Annotated in this window: 3 protein-coding genes; all 3 read right to left on the reverse strand. The window is 75.7% G+C overall.

All coding sequences use genetic code 11. The features are described from left to right. On the reverse strand, positions 1-4,228 hold a 4,228-nt coding region (locus ABD308_RS10545; RefSeq protein WP_344331408.1), incomplete at its 3' end, for a type I polyketide synthase. Positions 4,229-4,259: 31 nt separating this feature from the next. Then, entirely contained in the window at positions 4,260-14,450 is a 10,191-nt protein-coding gene (locus tag ABD308_RS10550) for a type I polyketide synthase (RefSeq protein ID WP_344331427.1), read from the reverse strand. Between the two features lie 100 nt (positions 14,451-14,550). Further along, positions 14,551-18,881 (reverse strand): SDR family NAD(P)-dependent oxidoreductase (locus ABD308_RS10555; protein WP_344331411.1); only part of this gene is annotated, 4,331 nt, incomplete at its 5' end.

The raw sequence follows: 18,881 nt of genomic DNA on the forward strand, positions 1-18,881 counted from the left end.
CGGCCGGAGGCCGTACCAGTCGGGGCGCGTACAGGACGCCGCCGCGCAGGGCCGCCTGTGGTTCGCCCGTGGCGAGCAGGTCGGCGAGCGCGTCGCCGAGACCGTCCGGCTCCGGCCCTTCGACGTCCAGCAGCACGAACCGGTCGGGGTGTTCGAGCTGAGCGGCCCTGAGCATGCCCCACACGGCCGCCGCGCCGAGGTCCGCCGGCTGCGCCTGCGGCTGCGCGCCGAACGGGCCGGTCGCACCCCGGGTGAGCACCACCAGCGGTGTCCGGGCGGTGGTGTCGTCGGCCAGGTGGGCCTGGACGCGGTCCAGGACCCCGGACGCGACCGCGTGCACCGCCGCGAGGTCCGCGTCCCGGGCGGGGGCGTCCGTGGTCACGGTGTCGGCGGACGGGGGGCAGGTCAGCAGCACCGCGTCGGGTGTCGCGGACGGGGGCTCGGTGGGGAAGGCGGCCGGCAGCAGCCGCTCGTCCCGCGGGCCGAGGAGGCCCCAGCGGGTGACCGGGCGCGGACCGGCCCCGGCGGTGACCGGCGTCCACCCCACGTGGAAGACGGAGCCGGAGGACGCCCGCAGTGCGGCGGTGGACGCCGTGCGCAGGGTGAGTGAGCCGACCGTCGCCACGGTGTGCCCCGAGGGATCGGTGATCCGCGCGGTGACGGCGTCCGGGCCGTCGGGGCGCAGCCGGACGCGCAGGACCGGCGCGTCGGAGGCTTCGATCGCGACGCGCTGCCAGGAGAACGGCAGGGGGACGCCGTCGGCGGGCTGCGCGGTCGCGGCGCCTTCGCGCAGACCGGTCGTCTGCAGGGCGGCGTCCAGGAGGGCCGGGTGCACGCCGAAGCCGCCCGCTCCGCCGGCGGCGAGGCCGTCGGGCAGGGCCACTTCGGCGTGGATCGCGTCCGCGGTGCGCCAGGCGGCGCGCAGGCCCCGGAACGCCGGACCGTAGGCGACGCCCCGGGTTTCGAGCAGCCCGTACAGTTCGTCCACGTCGAGGGGGACCGCGTCGGGCGGGGGCCAGGTGCCGGCCGGTTCGGTCGTGTCGTCCCGGTCGGCCGAGGGGTCCCGGGGGCCGACCGCGCCGGTCGCGTGCCGGGTCCAGGGCCGGTCGGCCGAGCCGGGGGCGGCCTCGGGCCGGGAGTGGAACTCCACCGGGCGCCGTCCCGTGCCGTCTTCGGCGCCCACCCGTACGCGCAGTTGCACGGCCTGATCGTCGGGCAGCAGCAGCGGGGCGGCGAGCGTCAGCTCCTCCACGAGGGCGCAGCCGAGGCGGCGGCCCACGTGCGCGGCCAGCTCCACGAGGGCCGCGCCGGGCAGGATCACGGCTCCGGCCACGGCGTGGTCGGCGAGCCAGGGGTGGGTGGCCGAGGAGAGCCGGCCGGTGAAGAGGGTGCCCGCGTCGTCGGGCAGGTCGACCGCGGCGCCGAGCAGCGGGTGGTCCGCGGCGGACTGGCCGGCGGCCGCCTGGTCCCGGTCGGCCGGCAGGGCGTCCAGCCAGTAGCGGCGTCGTTGGAAGGCGTAGGTGGGCAGGTCCACCCGCTGGGCACCGGTTCCCGCGAACAGGCGCTCCCAGTCGACGCGCAGGCCCCGGACGTGTGCCTCGGCGAGCGCGAGCTGGAGTCGGCGGAGCCCTCCGGCCCCGCGCCGCAGGGTGTCGAGCACCAGCGTCTCCGGGGCGCCCGCGTCGGCGGCCGTGTCCTCGATCGCGTACATCAGGGCGGGCTGGGGGCTGGACTCGATGAAGACGCGGTGCCCGGCCGCGAGGAGCGAGCGGGTCGCCCGCTCGAACTCGACGGTCTGCCGGATGTTGCGGTACCAGTACTCGGCGCCCAGGGACTTCGTGTCCAGCAGGCCGCCGGTCACGCTGGAGTAGTACGGCACCGCACCCGCGAGGGGGGTGATCCCGTCCAGGTCGGAGAGCAGGCGCTCGCGGATCTCCTCCACGTGCGAGGAGTGCGACGCGAAGTCGGTTTCGATGCGGGTCGCCCACACCCCTTCCTCCAGGAGTTCCTCCACCAGGGCGGTGACCGCGTCGGCGTCGCCCGACACCGCCACCGACGACGGGCCGTTCACCGCCGCCACCGAGAGCCGGCCCGCCCACGGGGCGATGCGCTCCCGTGCCACGTCCGCCGGCAGGGGCACCGACGCCATCCCGCCACGGCCCGCCAACGCACCCACCGCGCGGGAACGCAGCGCCACCACCCGCGCCCCGTCCTCCAGACTCAGACCACCCGCCACCACCGCCGCCGCGATCTCCCCCTGGGAATGGCCCACCACCGCGTCCGGAACCACACCGAACGAACGCCACACCTCCGCCAACGACACCATCACCGCCCACAACACCGGCTGCACCACATCAACCCGCGCCAGCAACGCCTCCGAACCCAGCGCCTCCGCCAACGACCAATCCACATAAGGCGCCAGCGCACGCTCACACTCCGCCATCCGCCCCGCGAACACCGCCGAATCGGCCAACAACTCCACGGCCATCCCCACCCACTGCGAACCCTGACCCGGGAACACCAGCACCGAACGGCCCGGGGGCAGCCCGCTGCCGACCGCCACGCCCGCCGCACGCACGCCCCGCGACAGGGCGGCGACACCGGCCAGCAGTTCGCCCCGGTCCGCCCCCACCACCACCGCGCGCTCCGCGAACCGCGAACGCCCCGCCGCCAGCGAATGGCCGACGTCCGTCACGCTCAGGCCCGGTTCCGCCACCACCCGCTCGTACAGCGCCGTCGCCTGGGCGCGCAGCGCATCCGGAGTACGCGCCGACAGGATCCAGGGGACTGCGGCGGGCACCGCTTCCGGCGTGGCGGGCCCGTCGGAAGCCGCCGGGTCGGCCGGGGCCTGTTCGAGGATGACGTGGGCGTTGGTGCCGCTGGCGCCGAAGGAGGACACCCCGGCCCGGCGCGGACGTCCCGTCTCCGGCCAGGGGGCGGCCTCGGTGAGCAGGGAGACGGCTCCCTCGGTCCAGTCGATCTGGGCCGAGGGACGGTCGACGTGCAGGGTGCGCGGCATCACGCCGTGCCGTATCGCGAGCACCGACTTGATCACCCCGCCGACGCCCGCGGCGGCCTGGGTGTGGGACAGGTTGGACTTCAGCGAGCCCAGCCGCAACGGCCGCCCGGCAGGCCGGTCCTGCCCGTACGTGGCCATGAGCGCCTGCGCCTCGATCGGGTCGCCGAGTACGGTGCCGGTGCCGTGCGCCTCCACCATGTCGACCTCGGACGGGTCGAGTCCGGCACGGGCGAGCGCCCCGTTGATGACGCGCTGCTGCGCGGGCCCGTTCGGGGCGGTCAGCCCGTTGCTGGCGCCGTCCTGGTTGACGGCCGAGCCGCGGATGACGGCCAGGACGGGGTGCCCCGCGCGCCGGGCGTCCGAGAGCCGTTCCAGCAGGAGCAGGCCCAGGCCCTCCCCGAAGCCGGCTCCGTCCGCCGCGGACGAGAAGGACTTGCTGCGTCCGTCGGGTGCCAGGCCGCGCTGGCGGCTGAATCCGACGTACAGGCCGGGGGTGGACATCACGGTCACCCCACCGGCCAGGGCGAGGGCGGTGTCGCCGGAGCGCAGCCCCTGGCAGGCGAGGTGGACGGCGACCAGGGAGGACGAGCAGGCGGTGTCCAGGGTGACCGCCGGGCCTTCCAGGCCCAGGGTGTAGGCGACCCGGCCCGAGGCGACGCTGGGGATGGTGCCGGTGCCGAGGAAGCCTTCCACTTCGTCGGGCACCCGGCCGAGCCGGGACCCGTATTCGCTGTAGATCACTCCGGTGTAGACGCCGGTGCGGCTGCCGCGCAGGGTCGCCGGGTCGATGCCCGCGCGTTCCACCGCTTCCCAGGACGCTTCCAGCAGCAGCCGCTGCTGGGGGTCCATGGCCAGGGCCTCGCGCGGCGAGATGCCGAAGAAGCCGGGGTCGAAGCCGGTCGCGTCGTGGAGGAAGCCGCCTTCCCGGACGTAGAAGGTGCCGGGGGCGTCGGGGTCGGCGTCGAAGCCGCCCTCGACGTCCCAGCCGCGGTCGGTGGGGAACGGCGAGACCGCGTCGCGTTCCTTGACCAGCAGCTCCCACAGGTCTTCCGGGGTGCGTACGCCGCCGGGGTAGCGGCAGCTCATCGCCACGATGGCGATGGGCTCGGCGGCGTCGTCGCTGAGCCGTCGGTTCTCCTGCCGCAGGCGCTGGTTGTCCACCAGCGAGGCGCGCAGGGCGGCGACCACCTGGTCCGTGTCGGTGGGCATGGGGTTGGGCTTCTCCTTCTGCGGCTGTCGGTCAGTCACGGTCGCCGCCCAGGGCCATCCGGACGAGTTCGTCGACGGCCATGGCGTTGATGTCGGCGGCGGGAGCCGGCGTGTCCGGTGTCTCCGGCCGGACGGCGGGGTGCGCCCCGGCGGCCTTCCCGGTGCCGGCGGGGCCGCCCGGCCCGTCGGGTACCAGGCGCCCGGTGAGGTAGGCGGCGACGGCGGCCGGGGTGGGGTGGTCGAAGACCAGGGTGGCGGGCAGCCGGCGGCCGGTGGCGGCGCCGAGCCGGTTGCGGAGCTCGACGGAGGTGAGCGAGTCGAAGCCGAGGTCCTTGAACGCCTGGTCCGGGTCGACGGCCTCGGGTCCGCCGTGGCCGAGGATGTCGGCGACCCGGCTCCGTACCAGGTCGAGCAGGGTGGCGACGCGTTCCTCCGGGGTGAGGCCGGTCAGCCGGCGGCGCAGCGAGTCCGCTTCGGCGGCGTCCGCCCCGGAGGCGGGGCGGCGTGCGCCACCGGGGACCAGGGCGGCGAGCAGGGCCGGGACGGGTCCGGTCCGGGCTGCCGTCCGGAGCCGGCCGAGGTCGAGCTTGACCGGGACGAGCAGCGGTTCGTCCAGGGTGAGCGCCGCGTCGAACAGGGCCAGGCCCTCTTCGCTGCCGATGGCCGCGGTGCCTCCCCGGGACATCCGCCGCAGGTCGGCGGCGGTGAGCGTGCCGGTCATGGTGCTGCGGCGCGCCCACAGGCCCCAGGCGAGCGACTGGGCGGGCAGTTCCAGGGCGCGGCGGTGCTGGGCGAGCGCGTCGAGGAAGGCGTTGGCGGCCGCGTAGTTGCCCTGCCCGGCGTTGCCGACCGTGGCGGACGCGGAGGAGAACAGGACGAAGGCCGACAGCGCGAGGTCACGGGTGAGGTCGTGCAGGTTGAGGGCCGCGTCGACCTTGGGCCGCAGGACGTCGCGCATCCGCCCGGGGGTCAGCGACTCGATCGTCCCGTCGTCCAGGACACCGGCCGCGTGGACGACCGCGCTCAGCGGGCGGTCGGCGGGGATGCCGGCGAGCAGCGCGGCGAGCGCGTCCCGGTCGGCGACGTCACAGGCCTCCACGTCCACCCGGGCTCCGAGGCCGCGCAGTTCGGCGGCGAGGTCGGCCAGGCCCGGGGCGTCCGTGCCGCGCCGGCCGACGAGCAGCAGGTTCCGTACGCCGTGCGCGGTCACGAGGTGCTGTGCCACCAGGCCGCCGAGCGCGCCGCCGGCCCCGGTGACGAGGACGGTTCCCCCGGCCGCGGCGATACCGGGCGGTGTGTCCGGGGCCGAGCCCGGGAGTGCGTCCGGGCCCGGGTTCGGGTCCGTGGCGACGGTGGCCCTGGTGAGGCGGGCGGCGAGGAGTTGTCCGGCGCGTATCGCCAGTTGGGGTTCCGTTCCGGCCAGTGCCCGGGGCAGCAAGCCGGCCACGGCGGCCGGGTCGTCGGTGTCGATCAGCAGGAAGCGGTCCGGGTGCTCGGACTGGGCGGAGCGGACGAGGCCGCGGACCGCGGCGGCGGTGAGGTCGGTGACCTCGTCACCGGCTGCCGTGGAGACCGCGCCCCGGGTGACGAGCACGAGCCGGGTGCCGTCGTCCCACCGCGGGTCGGCCAGCCAGTCCTGGACGAGCCGCAGGGCGTCGTCCAGTGCGGTGTGCACGGATGCGGCGTCGGGCGGGGACGGGAGGTCCGGGGTGTGGTCGCACCAGGCCAGCACGGCGGCGGGCGACGGCGCTCCCCCGTCCAGCGCGGCACCGAGCGCGGCCAGGTCCGGATGGCTGTCCGGGAAGAGTTCCCGGCCGCCGAGGACAGCCCAGTGTTCGAGGGGGTCGGCGGGTGCGGTGGCGGGCACCGCCGACCACTGCACCCGGTAGAGGGATTCCGGGCCGCCGCCCGGGCGGAGGGTGTCGAGGTCGATCAGGCGGACGGCGAGCGCCTCGACCGACGCGACCGGGAGGCCGTTCGGATCGGTCGCGTCGATCGACACCGATCCGTCCGGCCGGAAGCCGAGCCGTACCCTGAGCGCGGTGGCTCCGGAGGCGTGCAGCCGCACTCCGCTCCAGGAGAACGGCAGTCCGGCGGACGGCCGGTCCGCGCCCGGTTCGGTGTCCGGCCGGGCCCGCAGGAACAGCCCCTGGAGGGCGGCGTCCAGGAGGGCGGGGTGCACGCCGAAGGCGGAGGCGGACCTGTGCTGGTCCTCGGGCAGACGTACCTCGGTGAAGATCTCGTCACCCCGGCGCCAGGCGGCGGTGAGCCCGCGGAAGGCGGGTCCGTAGCCGTAACCGGAGGCATGGAACCGCTCGTACAGGTCGTCGACGGGGATCGGGACGGCGCCGGGCGGGGGCCAGGAGCCGGCGTCGTCCGGTACGGCCGAGGACGACGGCTCGCGGGTCGTGGCGTCGGCGGTGAGCCTGCCGGTCGCGTGCGCGGTCCAGTGCGGGGTCGCCGCGTCCTCGCGGCAGGAGAACAGGTCCAGTGAGCGGCCGCCGTGCGCGTCCGTGGCGCCGACCCGAACCTGCAGCCGAACGGCGGAGTCGGCGGGTATCAACAGCGGTGACTGGAGCGTCAGTTCCTCCACCGTGTGGCAGCCGGCCTCGTCCGCGGCGCGTACCGCGAGTTCCGCGAAGGCCGCGCCGGGCAGCAGGACCGTACCGGCCACCGCATGGTCGGCGAGCCAGGGGTGGGTACGCAGCGAGATCCGGCCCGTGAGCAGCAGTTCACCCGTGTCGGCCAGTTCGATGGACGCTCCGAGGACGGGGTGGCCGGCCGGATCGAGCCCGGCCGCGCCCACGTCGGCCGCCGCGGTGGGCGCCGGCTCGGGCCAGTAGCGGCTGTGCTGGAAGGCGGTCGTCGGCAGGTCCACCCGCCGCGCGCCCGGGAACGCACCCGAGAAGTCCACCCCCAGCCCGCACTCCCACGCACGACCCACCGCACGCAACACCTGCGCCGAACCGCCCTCCCCACGACGCAACGTCCCCAGCACCACCGCGTCCACACCCGCGGCCTCCACCGACTCCCCCACCGCCACACCCAGCACCGCATGCGGACTGGACTCGACGAAGAACCGGAAACCCTCCCCCAGCAAAGCCGCCGTGGCCTGCCCGAACTCCACCGTCTCCCGCAGATTCCGGTACCAGTACCCGGCATCCAGGGACTTCGTGTCCAGCCAACCGGCCGTCACCGTCGAGAAGAACGGCACCGTGCCGGACAGGGGTGCGATGCCGTCCAGGTCGGACAGCAGGCGCTCGCGGACCTCCTCCACGTGCGAGGAGTGCGACGCGTAGTCGACCTCGATCAGACGCGCCCGCACCCCCTCCCCGACCAGGGCCTCCACCAGCGCCGCCACCGCGTCCGCGTCACCCGACACCACCGTCGACGACGGACCGTTCACCGCCGCCACCGACAACCGGCCTGCGCGTTTCCGCACCACCTCCACCGGCAAAGGCACCGACGCCATCCCGCCACGGCCCGCCAACGCACCCACCGCACGGGAACGCAACGCCACCACCCGCGCCCCGTCCTCCAGACTCAGACCACCCGCCACCACCGCGGCCGCGATCTCACCCTGCGAGTGACCCACCACCGCGTCCGGAACCACCCCGAACGAACGCCACACCTCCGCCAACGACACCATCACCGCCCACAACACCGGCTGCACCACATCAACCCGCGCCAACAGCGCCTCCGAACCCAGCGCCTCCGCCAACGACCAGTCCACATAAGGCGCCAGAGCCCGCTCACACTCCGCCATCCGCCCCGCGAACACAGCCGAATCGGCCAACAGCTCCACGGCCATCCCCACCCACTGCGAACCCTGACCCGGGAACACCAGCACCGAACGACCGTCGACCGGCCGACCGCCGTCCCACGCTCCCGAGTCGTCGTCGGCCATCCGGCCCAGCAGGGTGTGGAGTTGGTCCCGGTCCCCGACCAGCGCCTTCCGGTACTCGAAGGCGGTGCGCGTGTGCAGGGCGGATCCGATGTCGCGCGGCTCGGCCCCGGGGTTGCCGTCCAGGTGGCGGCGCAGCCGGTCGGCCTGGAGGCGCAGTGCCTGCGGGCTCTTCGCCGACAGCGGCCAGGGCACCGCCGGCAGGGAGGTGCGCCCGGCCGGCGGGCCGTCGTCCTCCAGGGGGGTGTGTTCGAGGATGGTGTGGACGTTGGTGCCGCTCAGGCCGAAGGAGGACACTCCGGCCCGGAAGGGGCGGCCGTGGGACGGCCAGGGCTGCTGCTCGGTCGCGAGGGCCAGCGCTCCGCGCGTCCAGTCGACGTGGCCGGAGGGCCTGCTGACGTGCAGGGTGCGGGGCACCTGCCCGTGCTGCATGGACAGCACCGTCTTGATGACCCCCGCCACACCCGACGCCGCCTGGGCGTGGCCGAGGTTGGACTTGAGGGAGCCGACCAGCAGGGGCCGTTCGGCGGGCCGGTCCTGGCCGTAGGTGGCCAGCAGGGCCTGCGCCTCGATCGGGTCGCCGAGGGTGGTGCCGGTGCCGTGCGCCTCCACCACGTCCACCTCGGACGCCGTCAGGCCGGCGTCCGCGAGCGCCGCCCGGATCACCCGCTGCTGCGACGGACCGTTGGGAGCGGAGAGTCCGTTGCTGGCGCCGTCCTGGTTGACGGCGGAGCCGCGTACCACCGCCAGTACCGGGTGGCCGTTGCGGCGGGCGTCCGACAGCCGCTCCAGCAGCAGGACGCCGACGCCCTCGCCCATGCCCATGCCGTCCGCGTCGTCCGAGAAGGCCTTGCAGCGGCCGTCCTCGGCGAGTCCCCGTTGCCGGGAGAAGCTGATCAGGGCGCCGGGGGTCGCCATCACGGCAACGCCGCCGACCAGGGCGAGGGAGCAGTCGCCGCCGCGCAGCGCCCGGCCGGCGAGGTGCATGGCGACGAGTGAGGACGAGCAGGCCGTGTCGATGGTCACCGCGGGGCCTTCGAGGCCCAGGGTGTAGGCGACCCGGCCGGAGACGACGCTGGGTGCGCTGCCGGTGAGCAGGTGGCCGTCTCCTTCCTCCGACTGGGCGACGACGGCCGCGTAGTCGGCGTAGTTGACGCCGGTGAACACTCCGGTGCGGCTGCCGCGCAGGGCGGCCGGGTCGATGGCGGCGCGTTCGATCGCCTCCCAGGTGGTTTCCAGGAGCAGCCGCTGCTGCGGGTCCATGGCCAGGGCCTCGCGCGGCGAGATGCCGAAGAACTCCGCGTCGAAGTCGGCGGCGTCGTGCAGGAAGCCGCCGCGCCGGGTGGTCGAGGTGCCGGGACGGTCGGGGTCGGGGTCGTAGAGGGCCTCGACGTCCCAGCCGCGGTCGGTGGGCAGGTCCGAGACGGCGTCGCCGCCGTCGGCGAGCAGGCGCCACAGGTCTTCGGGGGTGCCGATGCCGCCGGGGAAGCGGCAGGCCATGGACACGATCGCGATCGGCTCGTCGTCGGGTGCCGGCGGGTGCGCGGCGGCGTCCGGGTCGGAGGGGCCCGGCTCGGCGGCCTGCCGGCCGAGCAGTTCGGCGCGGATCTCCTGGGCGAGCGCGGTGGACGACGGGTGGTCGAAGATCAGCGTGGACGGCAGCCGCAGTCCGGTGGCGGTGTTGAGCCGGTTGCGGAGTTCGACCGCGGTGAGGGAGGCGAAGCCCATGTCCTGGAACGCCTTGCCGGGCCGGATCGCGTCCACGGTGGCATGGCCGAGGACGGCTGCCGCGTGGGTGCGGACCAGGTCGAGCAGCAGGCGGTGCTGTTCGGATTCGCCGAGGGCGGCGAGTCGTTGGCGCAGCAGCGCGGCGGCGGGTGCCTCCGTGTCGCCGGTCGCGGCCTCCAGGGCGCGGCGGGCTTCGGGGATGCCGGTGAGCAGCGGGCTGCGGCGGGTGGAGGTGAAGACGGCGGCGAACTGCTCCCAGTCGACGTCGGCGACGGCGAGTACGGTCTCGTCGTCGTCGAGTGCCTGTTGCAGGGCGCGGACCGCGAGGTCGGGGGCGATCCGGGGCAGGCCGTGCTGCTCCAGGTTGAACAGGTCGGCGTCCGCTCCGGCGACGCGGTCCTGGAAGGGGTTCTCGGCCTGCCAGATGCCCCAGTCGACGGTGGTGGCGGTGAGGCCGCGGGCCCGGCGGTGCTGGGCCAGGGCGTCGAGGTAGGCGTTGGCCGCGGCGTAGGCGCCGTGGTCGCCGCTGCCCCAGACTCCGGCGATCGAGGAGAACAGGACGAAGGCGTCGAGTTCGCGGTCGAGCAGGGCGTCGAGGTGTTCGGCGCCGGCGGCCTTGGCGGCGACGATCTGGTCGAACGCGGACATCGGTGTGCCGTCCAGGGGGGCGAGCGCGACGAACGCGGCCGCGTGGACGACCGCGGTGACCGGGTCGCCCGCCGTGTCCAGGCCGGTGAGCAGTTCCGCCACGGCCTGACGGTCCGACAGGTCGCAGACGGGCAGGGACAGTCGTACGCCGAGGGCGGCCAGTTCCGCGGCGAGTTCGGCCGCGCCGGGTGCCTGGGGGCCGCGGCGGCCGGGCAGGACGAGGTGGGTGGCGCCGCCGCGGGCCAGCCAGCGGACGAGGTGCGGGCCGACGGCTCCGGTGCCGCCGGTCAGCAGGACGGTGCCGCGGGGCTTCCAGTGCTTCGTACGGCCGTCGTTCCGGGGGGCGCGCCGGAGGCGGCGGGCCAGCAGGCCGGTGGGGCGCAGGGCGAGCTGGTCCTCGCGGCCGGGGCCGTCCGGGCCGGTGCCGGGGGCCGTCAGGACGGCGGCGAGGAGGGTCCTGGCGCGGGCGTCGAGGTTCGGCGGCAGGTCGATGAGTCCGCCCCAGCGGGCGGACAGTTCCAGCGCGGCCACCAGTCCGGTGCCCCAGACCAGTGCCTGGCGGGGGTGGGTGACCGGGTCGTCCTGGCCCGTGGACACGGCCCCGGCGGTGGCGCACCACAGGGGTGCGGTGAGGGCGAGGTCGCCCAGGGCCTGCACCAGGGCGACGGTGAGTGCCGTTCCGGTGGGCAGGGCCGGGTGCTCGGGGTGGGGCCGGTCGTCGGCGGCCAGCAGCGACAGCACGCCCGTCGGGACGCGGTCGCCGAGGGCGGTGGCGAGCGTGCCCGCGAGGTCCGTGCGGCGGACGGCGTCGGCGGTGAGTTCGGCCGTGACGACGGTGGCGCCCGCTTCGGTGAGGGCGAGCAGCGGGCCGCGTACCCGTGCGTCGTCGTCGTGTCCGGCGGGCAGGACGACGAGCCAGGTGCCGGCGGCGGGGGTGGCGGCCGGCGGGTCCGGCAGGGGCTGCCAGCCGACGCGGTAGCGCCAGGAGTCGATGACGCTCTCGTCGCGCCGCTGTTTGCGCCAGCCTCGCAGGGCGGGCAGGACGGGGGCGAGGGCGTCCTCGTCGACGGCGAGGTGGGCGGCGATCTCGGCCGGGGCGTCGTGGTCGACCATGCGCCAGAAGGCCGTGTCGTGCGGATCGGCGGCGGCCGGTCCGGTGCCGGGCGCCGCCTCCGGCTCCAGCCAGTAGCGCCGCAGCTGGAAGGGGTATCCGGGCAGGGCGGTCGGGCGGGCGCCGGTGCCGGCGTACACCGCGGACCAGTCGACGGCCGCGCCGGCCACCCACAGTTCGGCGGCCGAGCGCAGGGCCCGGCGCGGTCCGCCGTCGTCGCGGCGCAGAGTGCCGACGACCACGGGCGGCTCCTCGGCGCCGGCGGCCTCGGCGGTGTCCTGGAGGGCCATGGTCAGCACCGGGTGCGGCGACACCTCGACGAAGGCCTCGTGGCCCTGTTCGATCAGGGAGCGGACGGCGGCGTCGAAGCGGACGGTCCCGCGGAGGTTGCGGTACCAGTAGTCGGCGTCCATGACCGTGGTGTCGAGCCGGTCGCCGGTGACGGTGGAGAACAGCGGAATCCGGGCCGGGAGCGGGCGTACGCCGGCCAGCGCGGCCAGCACCTCGGACCTGATCCCTTCGACCTGGGCCGAGTGCGAGGCGTAGTCCACGGGTACGGACCGGGCCCGTACGCCCTGTGCGGCGCAGTGGGCGAGCAGTTCGGCCAGGGCCCGGGTCTCGCCCGAGACCACGACGGCGGCGGGCCCGTTGACGGCGGCCACCGACAGCTTCCCGGCCCAGGGGGCGATCTCGGCGCGGACCCGGTCCTCGGGCAGGGACACCGCGGCCATGCCGCCGAGTCCGGCCAGCGCCCGGATGGCCCGGCTGCGCAGGGCGACGACCTTCGCCCCGTCCTCCAGGCTCAGCGCTCCCGCCACCACGGCGGCGGCGATCTCGCCCTGGCTGTGCCCGACCACGGCGTCGGGCCGGACGCCCCAGGACTCCCAGTGCGCGGCCAGTGACACCATCACCGCCCACAGCACCGGCTGCACCACGTCCACCCGCTCCAGGGAGGGTGCCCCGGCCGCGCCCTCCAGGACGGCGGGCAGCCGCCAGTCGACATGGGCGGAGAGGGCGGCGTCGCAGGCGGCGAGGCGGTCCCGGAAGGCGGGGCTGGTGGCGAGCAGGTCCTGCGCCATGCCGGCCCACTGGGAGCCCTGGCCGGGGAACACCAGGGCCGTCCGGCCCTCGACGACCCGGCCGGTGCCCGCGACGACGTCGGCGGGCGTGGCCGGGGCGGTGGAGAGGTCCGTGCCCGGCCCGGACAGGGCGGCGAGGCCGTCCAGCAGTGCGGGGCGCCCGTCGCCGATCACCACGGCCCGGTGCTCGAAAGCGGACCGGGTGGTCGCCAGCGAGAAGCCGATGTCGGCCTCCCGCGCGGGCGCGTCCGCCGTGAGCCGGGCGCGCAGCCGGGCCGCCTGGTCCCCGAGCGCGGACGCGGTGCGGCCGGACAGCACCCAGGGCAGCACGGCCCCGGGCGCGCCCGCGCCGGCCACGGTGTCCGGGCCGTCGGTCGCTGCTTCCGGTCCGTCGGCCTGCTCCGGCTCCGGTGCCTGTTCGAGGACGACGTGCGCATTGGTGCCGCTCATGCCGAACGAGGACACCCCGGCCCGGCGCGGCCGGTCGACGGCGGGCCAGTCGCGGGCCTCGGTGAGGAGTTCGACGGCGCCCGAGGACCAGTCGGCGTGCGGGGTGGGCGCGTCCACGTGCAGGGTGCGGGGCAGGACGCCGTGCCGCAGCGCGAGCACCGTCTTGATGACCCCGGCGACCCCGGCGGCGGCCTGGGTGTGCCCGATGTTGGACTTCAGCGACCCCAGCCACAGCGGGCGGTCGGCGGGCCGGTCCTGGCCGTAGGTGGCCAGCAGCGCGTCGGCCTCGATCGGGTCGCCGAGGGTGGTGCCGGTGCCGTGCGCCTCCACCGCGTCCACGTCGGACGTCGTCAGCCCCGCGTCCGCGAGCGCCGCCCGGATCACCCGCTGCTGGGAGGGGCCGTTGGGGGCGGTCAGGCCGTTGCTGGCACCGTCCTGGTTGATCGCCGAACCGCGCAGCACGGCCAGCACCGGGTGGCCGTTGCGGCGCGCGTCCGACAGCCGCTCCAGCAGCAGCATTCCCACGCCCTCGCCCCAGCCGGTGCCGTCCGCGGCCGCCGCGAACGGCTTGCAGCGGCCGTCGGCGGACATCGCGCCCTGTCGGCTGAACTCGACGAACACCGCCGGCAGCGCCATCACGCTGACCCCGCCGGCGAGGGCGAGCGAGCACTCCCCGGCCCGCAGGGCGCGCGCCGCGAGGTGCAGCGCCACCAGCGAGGCCGAACAAGCGGTGTCCACGGTGACGGCGGGGCCTTCGAGACCGAGCGCGTAGGACACCCGCCCGGACATCACGCTCATCGAGTTCCCCGTCATCAGGAACCCCTGGACGGCTTCGGCGGCGCCGGGGCCCAGCGTCGCGTACCCCTGGTCGATGGCCGCGGCGTACACCCCGGTACGGCTGCCCCGCAGGGTGAGCGGGTCGATGCCGGCCTGCTCGACGGCCTCCCAGGACGCCATCAGCAGAAGCCGCTGCTGCGGGTCCATCGCGACCGCCTCGCGGGGCGAGATGCCGAAGAACTCCGGGTCGAAGTCCGCCGCGCCGTCGAGGAACGCCCCCCGCCCGGGGACGGCGCCGCCGGACGGCCAGGCGGTCTCCCAGCCCCGGTCGCCGGGGACGGGCGCGACGGTGTCGCGGCCTTCGGCGAGCAGTTCCCACAGGTCCTCGGGGGTGCGGACACCGCCGGGGAAGCGGCAGCTCATCGCCACGATCGCGATCGGCTCGCTCGTGCGGGCCTCGGCCTCCCGGAGCCGCTGCCGGGTCTCCCGGAGGTCGATGGTCACCCGGTTGAGGTAGTCACGCATCCTCTGGTCGCTCACTGGACACCGCTGCTTTCGTCTCGGGCCGCTCGGGTCTCGTCTCGGACTGCGCGGGGCGCGCGGGGTGCGCGGAACGGTGCCCCGGTCATGCGGATCCCAGCTGCCGGTCGATGTAGTCGAACATCTCGTCGTCGCTGGCCGCCTCGATCAGGTCGGGGGCCAGGTCGTCCACGTCGCCCGTGGGGCGGGCGGTGGTGGCCGTTGGCCGGCCGGGCAGCGGGCGGGACAGCACTTCCCGTATCCGGGCGGCGAGTTCGTCGCTGACGCCGTCCGGCGGCAGGGCGTCGAGCAGGGTCTCCAGGGTGTCGAGCCCGGCCCGGACCGCCTCGTCGCCGGTCGGGCGGGCGGCGGTGACCCGCTCGGCGAGGTGGCGTGCCAGTGCCTCCGGGGTGGGGTGGTCGAAGACCAGCGCGGCCGGCAGTCGCAGCCCGGTCGAGGACCCCAGCCGGTTGCGCAGTTCGACCCCGGTGAGGGAGTCGAAGCCGACCTCCTTGAACGGGCGGGCCGGGCGGATCAGGTTCGGCGAACTGTGGCCGAGCACCGCCGCCGCGTTGCCGCGCACCAGGTCGAGCAGGGTCAGGTGCAGCTCGGCCTCGGGCAGCTCGGCGAGCTGCTGCGCCATCGAGCGGGCCGGTGCCGCGGCGGAGGCGGCGGCGGTACGGGCGGGGCGGGCCAGAGCGCGGAGCACGGCGGGCAGCCGGTCGTCCGCCCGCAGCACGGACGGGGCGATCCTGGCCGCGAGCCGGTAGGCGTACGGGGAGTCCAGCGCCGCGTCGAACAGGGCGAGGCCCTCCGCCGAGGTCAGCGCGCCCGCCCCTGCGCCCCGACCCGCGGTGACCGCGGCGGTCATCCCGCTGCGCTCCTCCCACAGGCCCCAGCCGATGGACAGGCCGGGCAGCCCCTCGGCCCGGCGTTCGGTGGCGAGCGCGTCGAGGACCGCGTTGGCGGCGGCGTAGTTCGCCTGCCCGGCCGCGCCGAACTGGGCGGCGCCCGAGGAGAACAGGGCCAGCGCCGCGAGGTCGAGGTCCCGGGTGAGTTCGTGCAGGGCCAGCGCCGCGTCCGCCTTGGGCCGCAGGACGCGGTCGAGCCGGTCCGGCGTCAGCCCGGCGATCGTGGCGTCGTCCAGGACACCGGCCGCGTGGACGACGGCGGTCAGCGGGTGCGCGACGGGCACCGACCCGAGCAGGGCGGTGAGCGCGGCGCGGTCGGCGACGTCGCAGGCGGCGGCGGTCACCGACGCCCCGAGTCCGGTCAGTTCCCGCACCAGCTCCGGCATTCCGTCGGCGGATCCGCCCCGGCGGCCCGCCAGCAGCAGGTGCCGGGCGCCGTGCGCGACGACCAGGTGCCGGGCAAGGAGCCGTCCCAGGGTGCCGGTGGCCCCCGTGACCAGAACGGTCCCTTCGGGGTCCGGCGCGGCGGGCAGCACCAGGACGTTCTTGCCGACGCCCCGGGCCTGGCTGAGCGAGCGCAGGGCGGCCGGGGCCTGCCGGACGTCCCAGCCGGTGACGGGCAGGGGACGCAGCACCCCCTGCTCGAACAGGTCCAGGACCTCGGCGAGCATCTCGCCGATCCGCTTCGGACCGGCCTCCATCAGGTCGAACGCCCGGTAGCGCACCCCGGGGTGCTGCCGGGCGACCGCCCCGGGGTCGCGGACGTCGGTCTTGCCCATCTCCACGAACCGGCCGCCGTTCGGCAGCAGCCGCAGACCGGCATCGACGAACTCGCGCGCCAGGCTGTCGAGTACGACGTCGACGCCCCGCCCGCCGGTGGCCGTCAGGAACTTCTCGGCGAAGTCGGTGGTACGGGACGAGGCGATGTGCTCGGTGTCCAGTCCGCCGGCCTTCAGGACGTCCCACTTGGCGGGGGAGGCGGTCGCGAACACCCGCGCACCGGCGTGCCGGGCGAGCTGTACCGCCGCCATGCCGACACCGCCGGCCGCGGCGTGGACCAGGACCGATTCGCCGCGCCGCAGTCCGCCGAGATCGAACAGACCGTAGTAGGCGGTGAGGAACACCACCGGCACGGATGCGGCGCGGGCGAAGGACCATCCCGCCGGTATCCGGGCGACGGTGCGGCGGTCGGCGACGGCGATCGGGCCGAACGCGCCCCCGAAGATCCCCATCACCCGGTCACCGGGCACCAGGTCGTCGACACCCGGGCCGACCTCGATCACGGTTCCGGCGCCCTCGCTGCCCAGGCCCTGCTGTTCGGGATCGGGGTCCAGGCCGAGCGCGGCGATGACGTCGTGGAAGTTCAGCCCGGCGGCGCGCACCGCGATCCGCACCTCGCCCTCGCCCAGCGGGGCGAGGGCCGCGGGCGCGTTCTCCGCCACGATGTCCTCCACGGAGCCCCGGCCGTCGGTGGTGAGCCGCCAGGCCGCGCCGTCCGGCAGGGACAGCGTGCCGTCCGCCCGTCCGCCGCGGACCAGCCGCGGCAGCAGCAGCGGGCCGGTCCGCAACGCCAGCTCGGGTTCCCCGCCGGCGAGCGCCGCAGGCAGGGCGTCCGCCGGCTCGCCCGTCCCGGCCGCGTCGATGAGGACGAAGCGCCCGGGGTGCTCGGCCCGCGCGCTGCGCACCAGGCCCCACAGGGCGGCCTGGGCGAGATCGACGGGACGGTCGAGCGGTCCGGTACGGACCGCGTCCCTGGTGAGCAGGGCCAGCCTGGCCTCGGCGAACCGCTCGTCGGCCAGCCACTGCTGGACCAGGGCCAGGCCCCGGTGCGCGGTGACGCGGACCCGGTCGGCGGGGTCGGGCAGGTCGGCGGTGGCGACGGCCGCCACGATCACCTCGGGGAGGGCGGCGCCCGCGTCGAGCGCGGCTCCCAGGGCGTCGAGGTCCTGCCACGACACCGCGCCGGGGACGGCGCCGCCGAGGGCGGCCCAGGTGGGCACGGCACGGTCGGCCGGGTCGGTGCCCGGGGTCCAGTCGAGGCGGTACAGCAGGTCGGCGTGGGCGTTCGCGGAGAGCGGCCCGCCGGCGGCCGGGGGCCGCAGCAGCAGGCCCTCCACGCCGAGCACCTGCCGTCCTGACAGGTCGTGGGCGTGCAGGGTCACGGAGTCCGGCGCACCGGCGGCGAGCCGCACCCGCAGCGTGGTGGCCCCGGTGATCCCGCCGGTCACACCGTTCCAGCTGAAGGGCAACCGGGCCCCGCCGTCCTGGTCGGGCAGCAGTGCGGCGATCTGGAGGGCCGCGTCCAGCAGCGCGGGGTGCAGCACGCACCCGGCGGCGTCGGCGTGCTGCGACTCCGGCAGCACCACCTCGGCGAACACCTCGCCGTCGCGGAGCCACGCGGCACGGATGCCGCGGAAGGCGGGGCCGTAGTGGTAGCCGGCCTCGGCGAAGCGCTCGTAGAGGTCGCCGGTGTCCACGGGTTCGGCACCGGAGGGCGGCCAGCTCAGCAGAGCGGCCGCGGCTCCGGCCGGGTCCCCGGCGGGCCGGGGTGCCAGGGTGCCGGTGGCGTGCTCGGTCCAGGGCGCGTCGGCGTCCCGGGTCGTGCGGGCGAACACGCTGAGCCTCCGCCGACCGTCGCCGTCGGGCGCGGCGACCCGGAGCTGCAGGTGAACGGCTCCCTCGTCCGGGAGCACGAGGGCCGATCCGAGGGTGAGTTCCTCGACCACCGGGCAGTCCGCCTCGGCCCCGGCGCGCAGCGCGAGTTCGAGGAAGGCCGTGCCGGGGAGGAGGACGACGCCCGACACCGCGTGATCGGCGAGCCAGGGGTGGGTACGCAGCGAGATCCGGCCGCTGAGCAGCAGTTCGTCGGAGTCCGCGACCTGCGTCACCGCACCGAGCAGCGGGTGCCCGGTCGTGGCGAGACCCGCCGAGGCGACGTCCCAGCTCGTGGTCGGGACGTCGAGCCAGTAGCGGCTGCGCTGGAAGGCGTACGTCGGCAGGTCCACCCGCCGAGCCCCCGGGAACGCACCCGAGAAATCCACCCCCAGCCCGCACTCCCACGCACGGCCCACCGCACGCAACACCTGCGCCGAACCGCCCTCCCCACGACGCAACGTCCCCAACACCACCGCGTCCACACCCGCGGCCTCCACCGACTCCCCCACCGCCACACCCAGCACCGCATGCGGACTGGACTCGACGAAGAACCGGAAACCCTCCCCCAGCAGAGCCGCCGTGGCCTGCCCGAACTCCACCGTCTCCCGCAGGTTGCGGTACCAGTACTCGGTGTCCAGGGACTTCGTGTCCAACCAGCCGCCCGTCACCGTCGAGAAGAACGGCACCGTGCCGGACAGGGGTGTGATGCCGTCCAGATCGGACAGCAGGCGCTCGCGGACCTCCTCGACGTGCGAGGAGTGCGACGCGTAGTCGACCTCGATCAGACGCGCCCGCACACCCTCTTCCAGGAACTCCTCGACCAGTGCCGCCACCGCGTCCGCGTCGCCCGACACCACCGTCGACGACGGAC

This window comes from Kitasatospora putterlickiae, from assembly GCF_039527695.1.
In the GTDB taxonomy this organism is placed as follows: Bacteria; Actinomycetota; Actinomycetes; order Streptomycetales; family Streptomycetaceae; genus Kitasatospora; species Kitasatospora putterlickiae.

Excerpts from the sequence above, each read along its gene's own strand:
- ABD308_RS10550 (WP_344331427.1), bottom strand. The coding sequence starts at position 14,450 with ATGCGTGACTACCTCAACCGGGTGACCATCGACCTCCGGGAGACCCGG.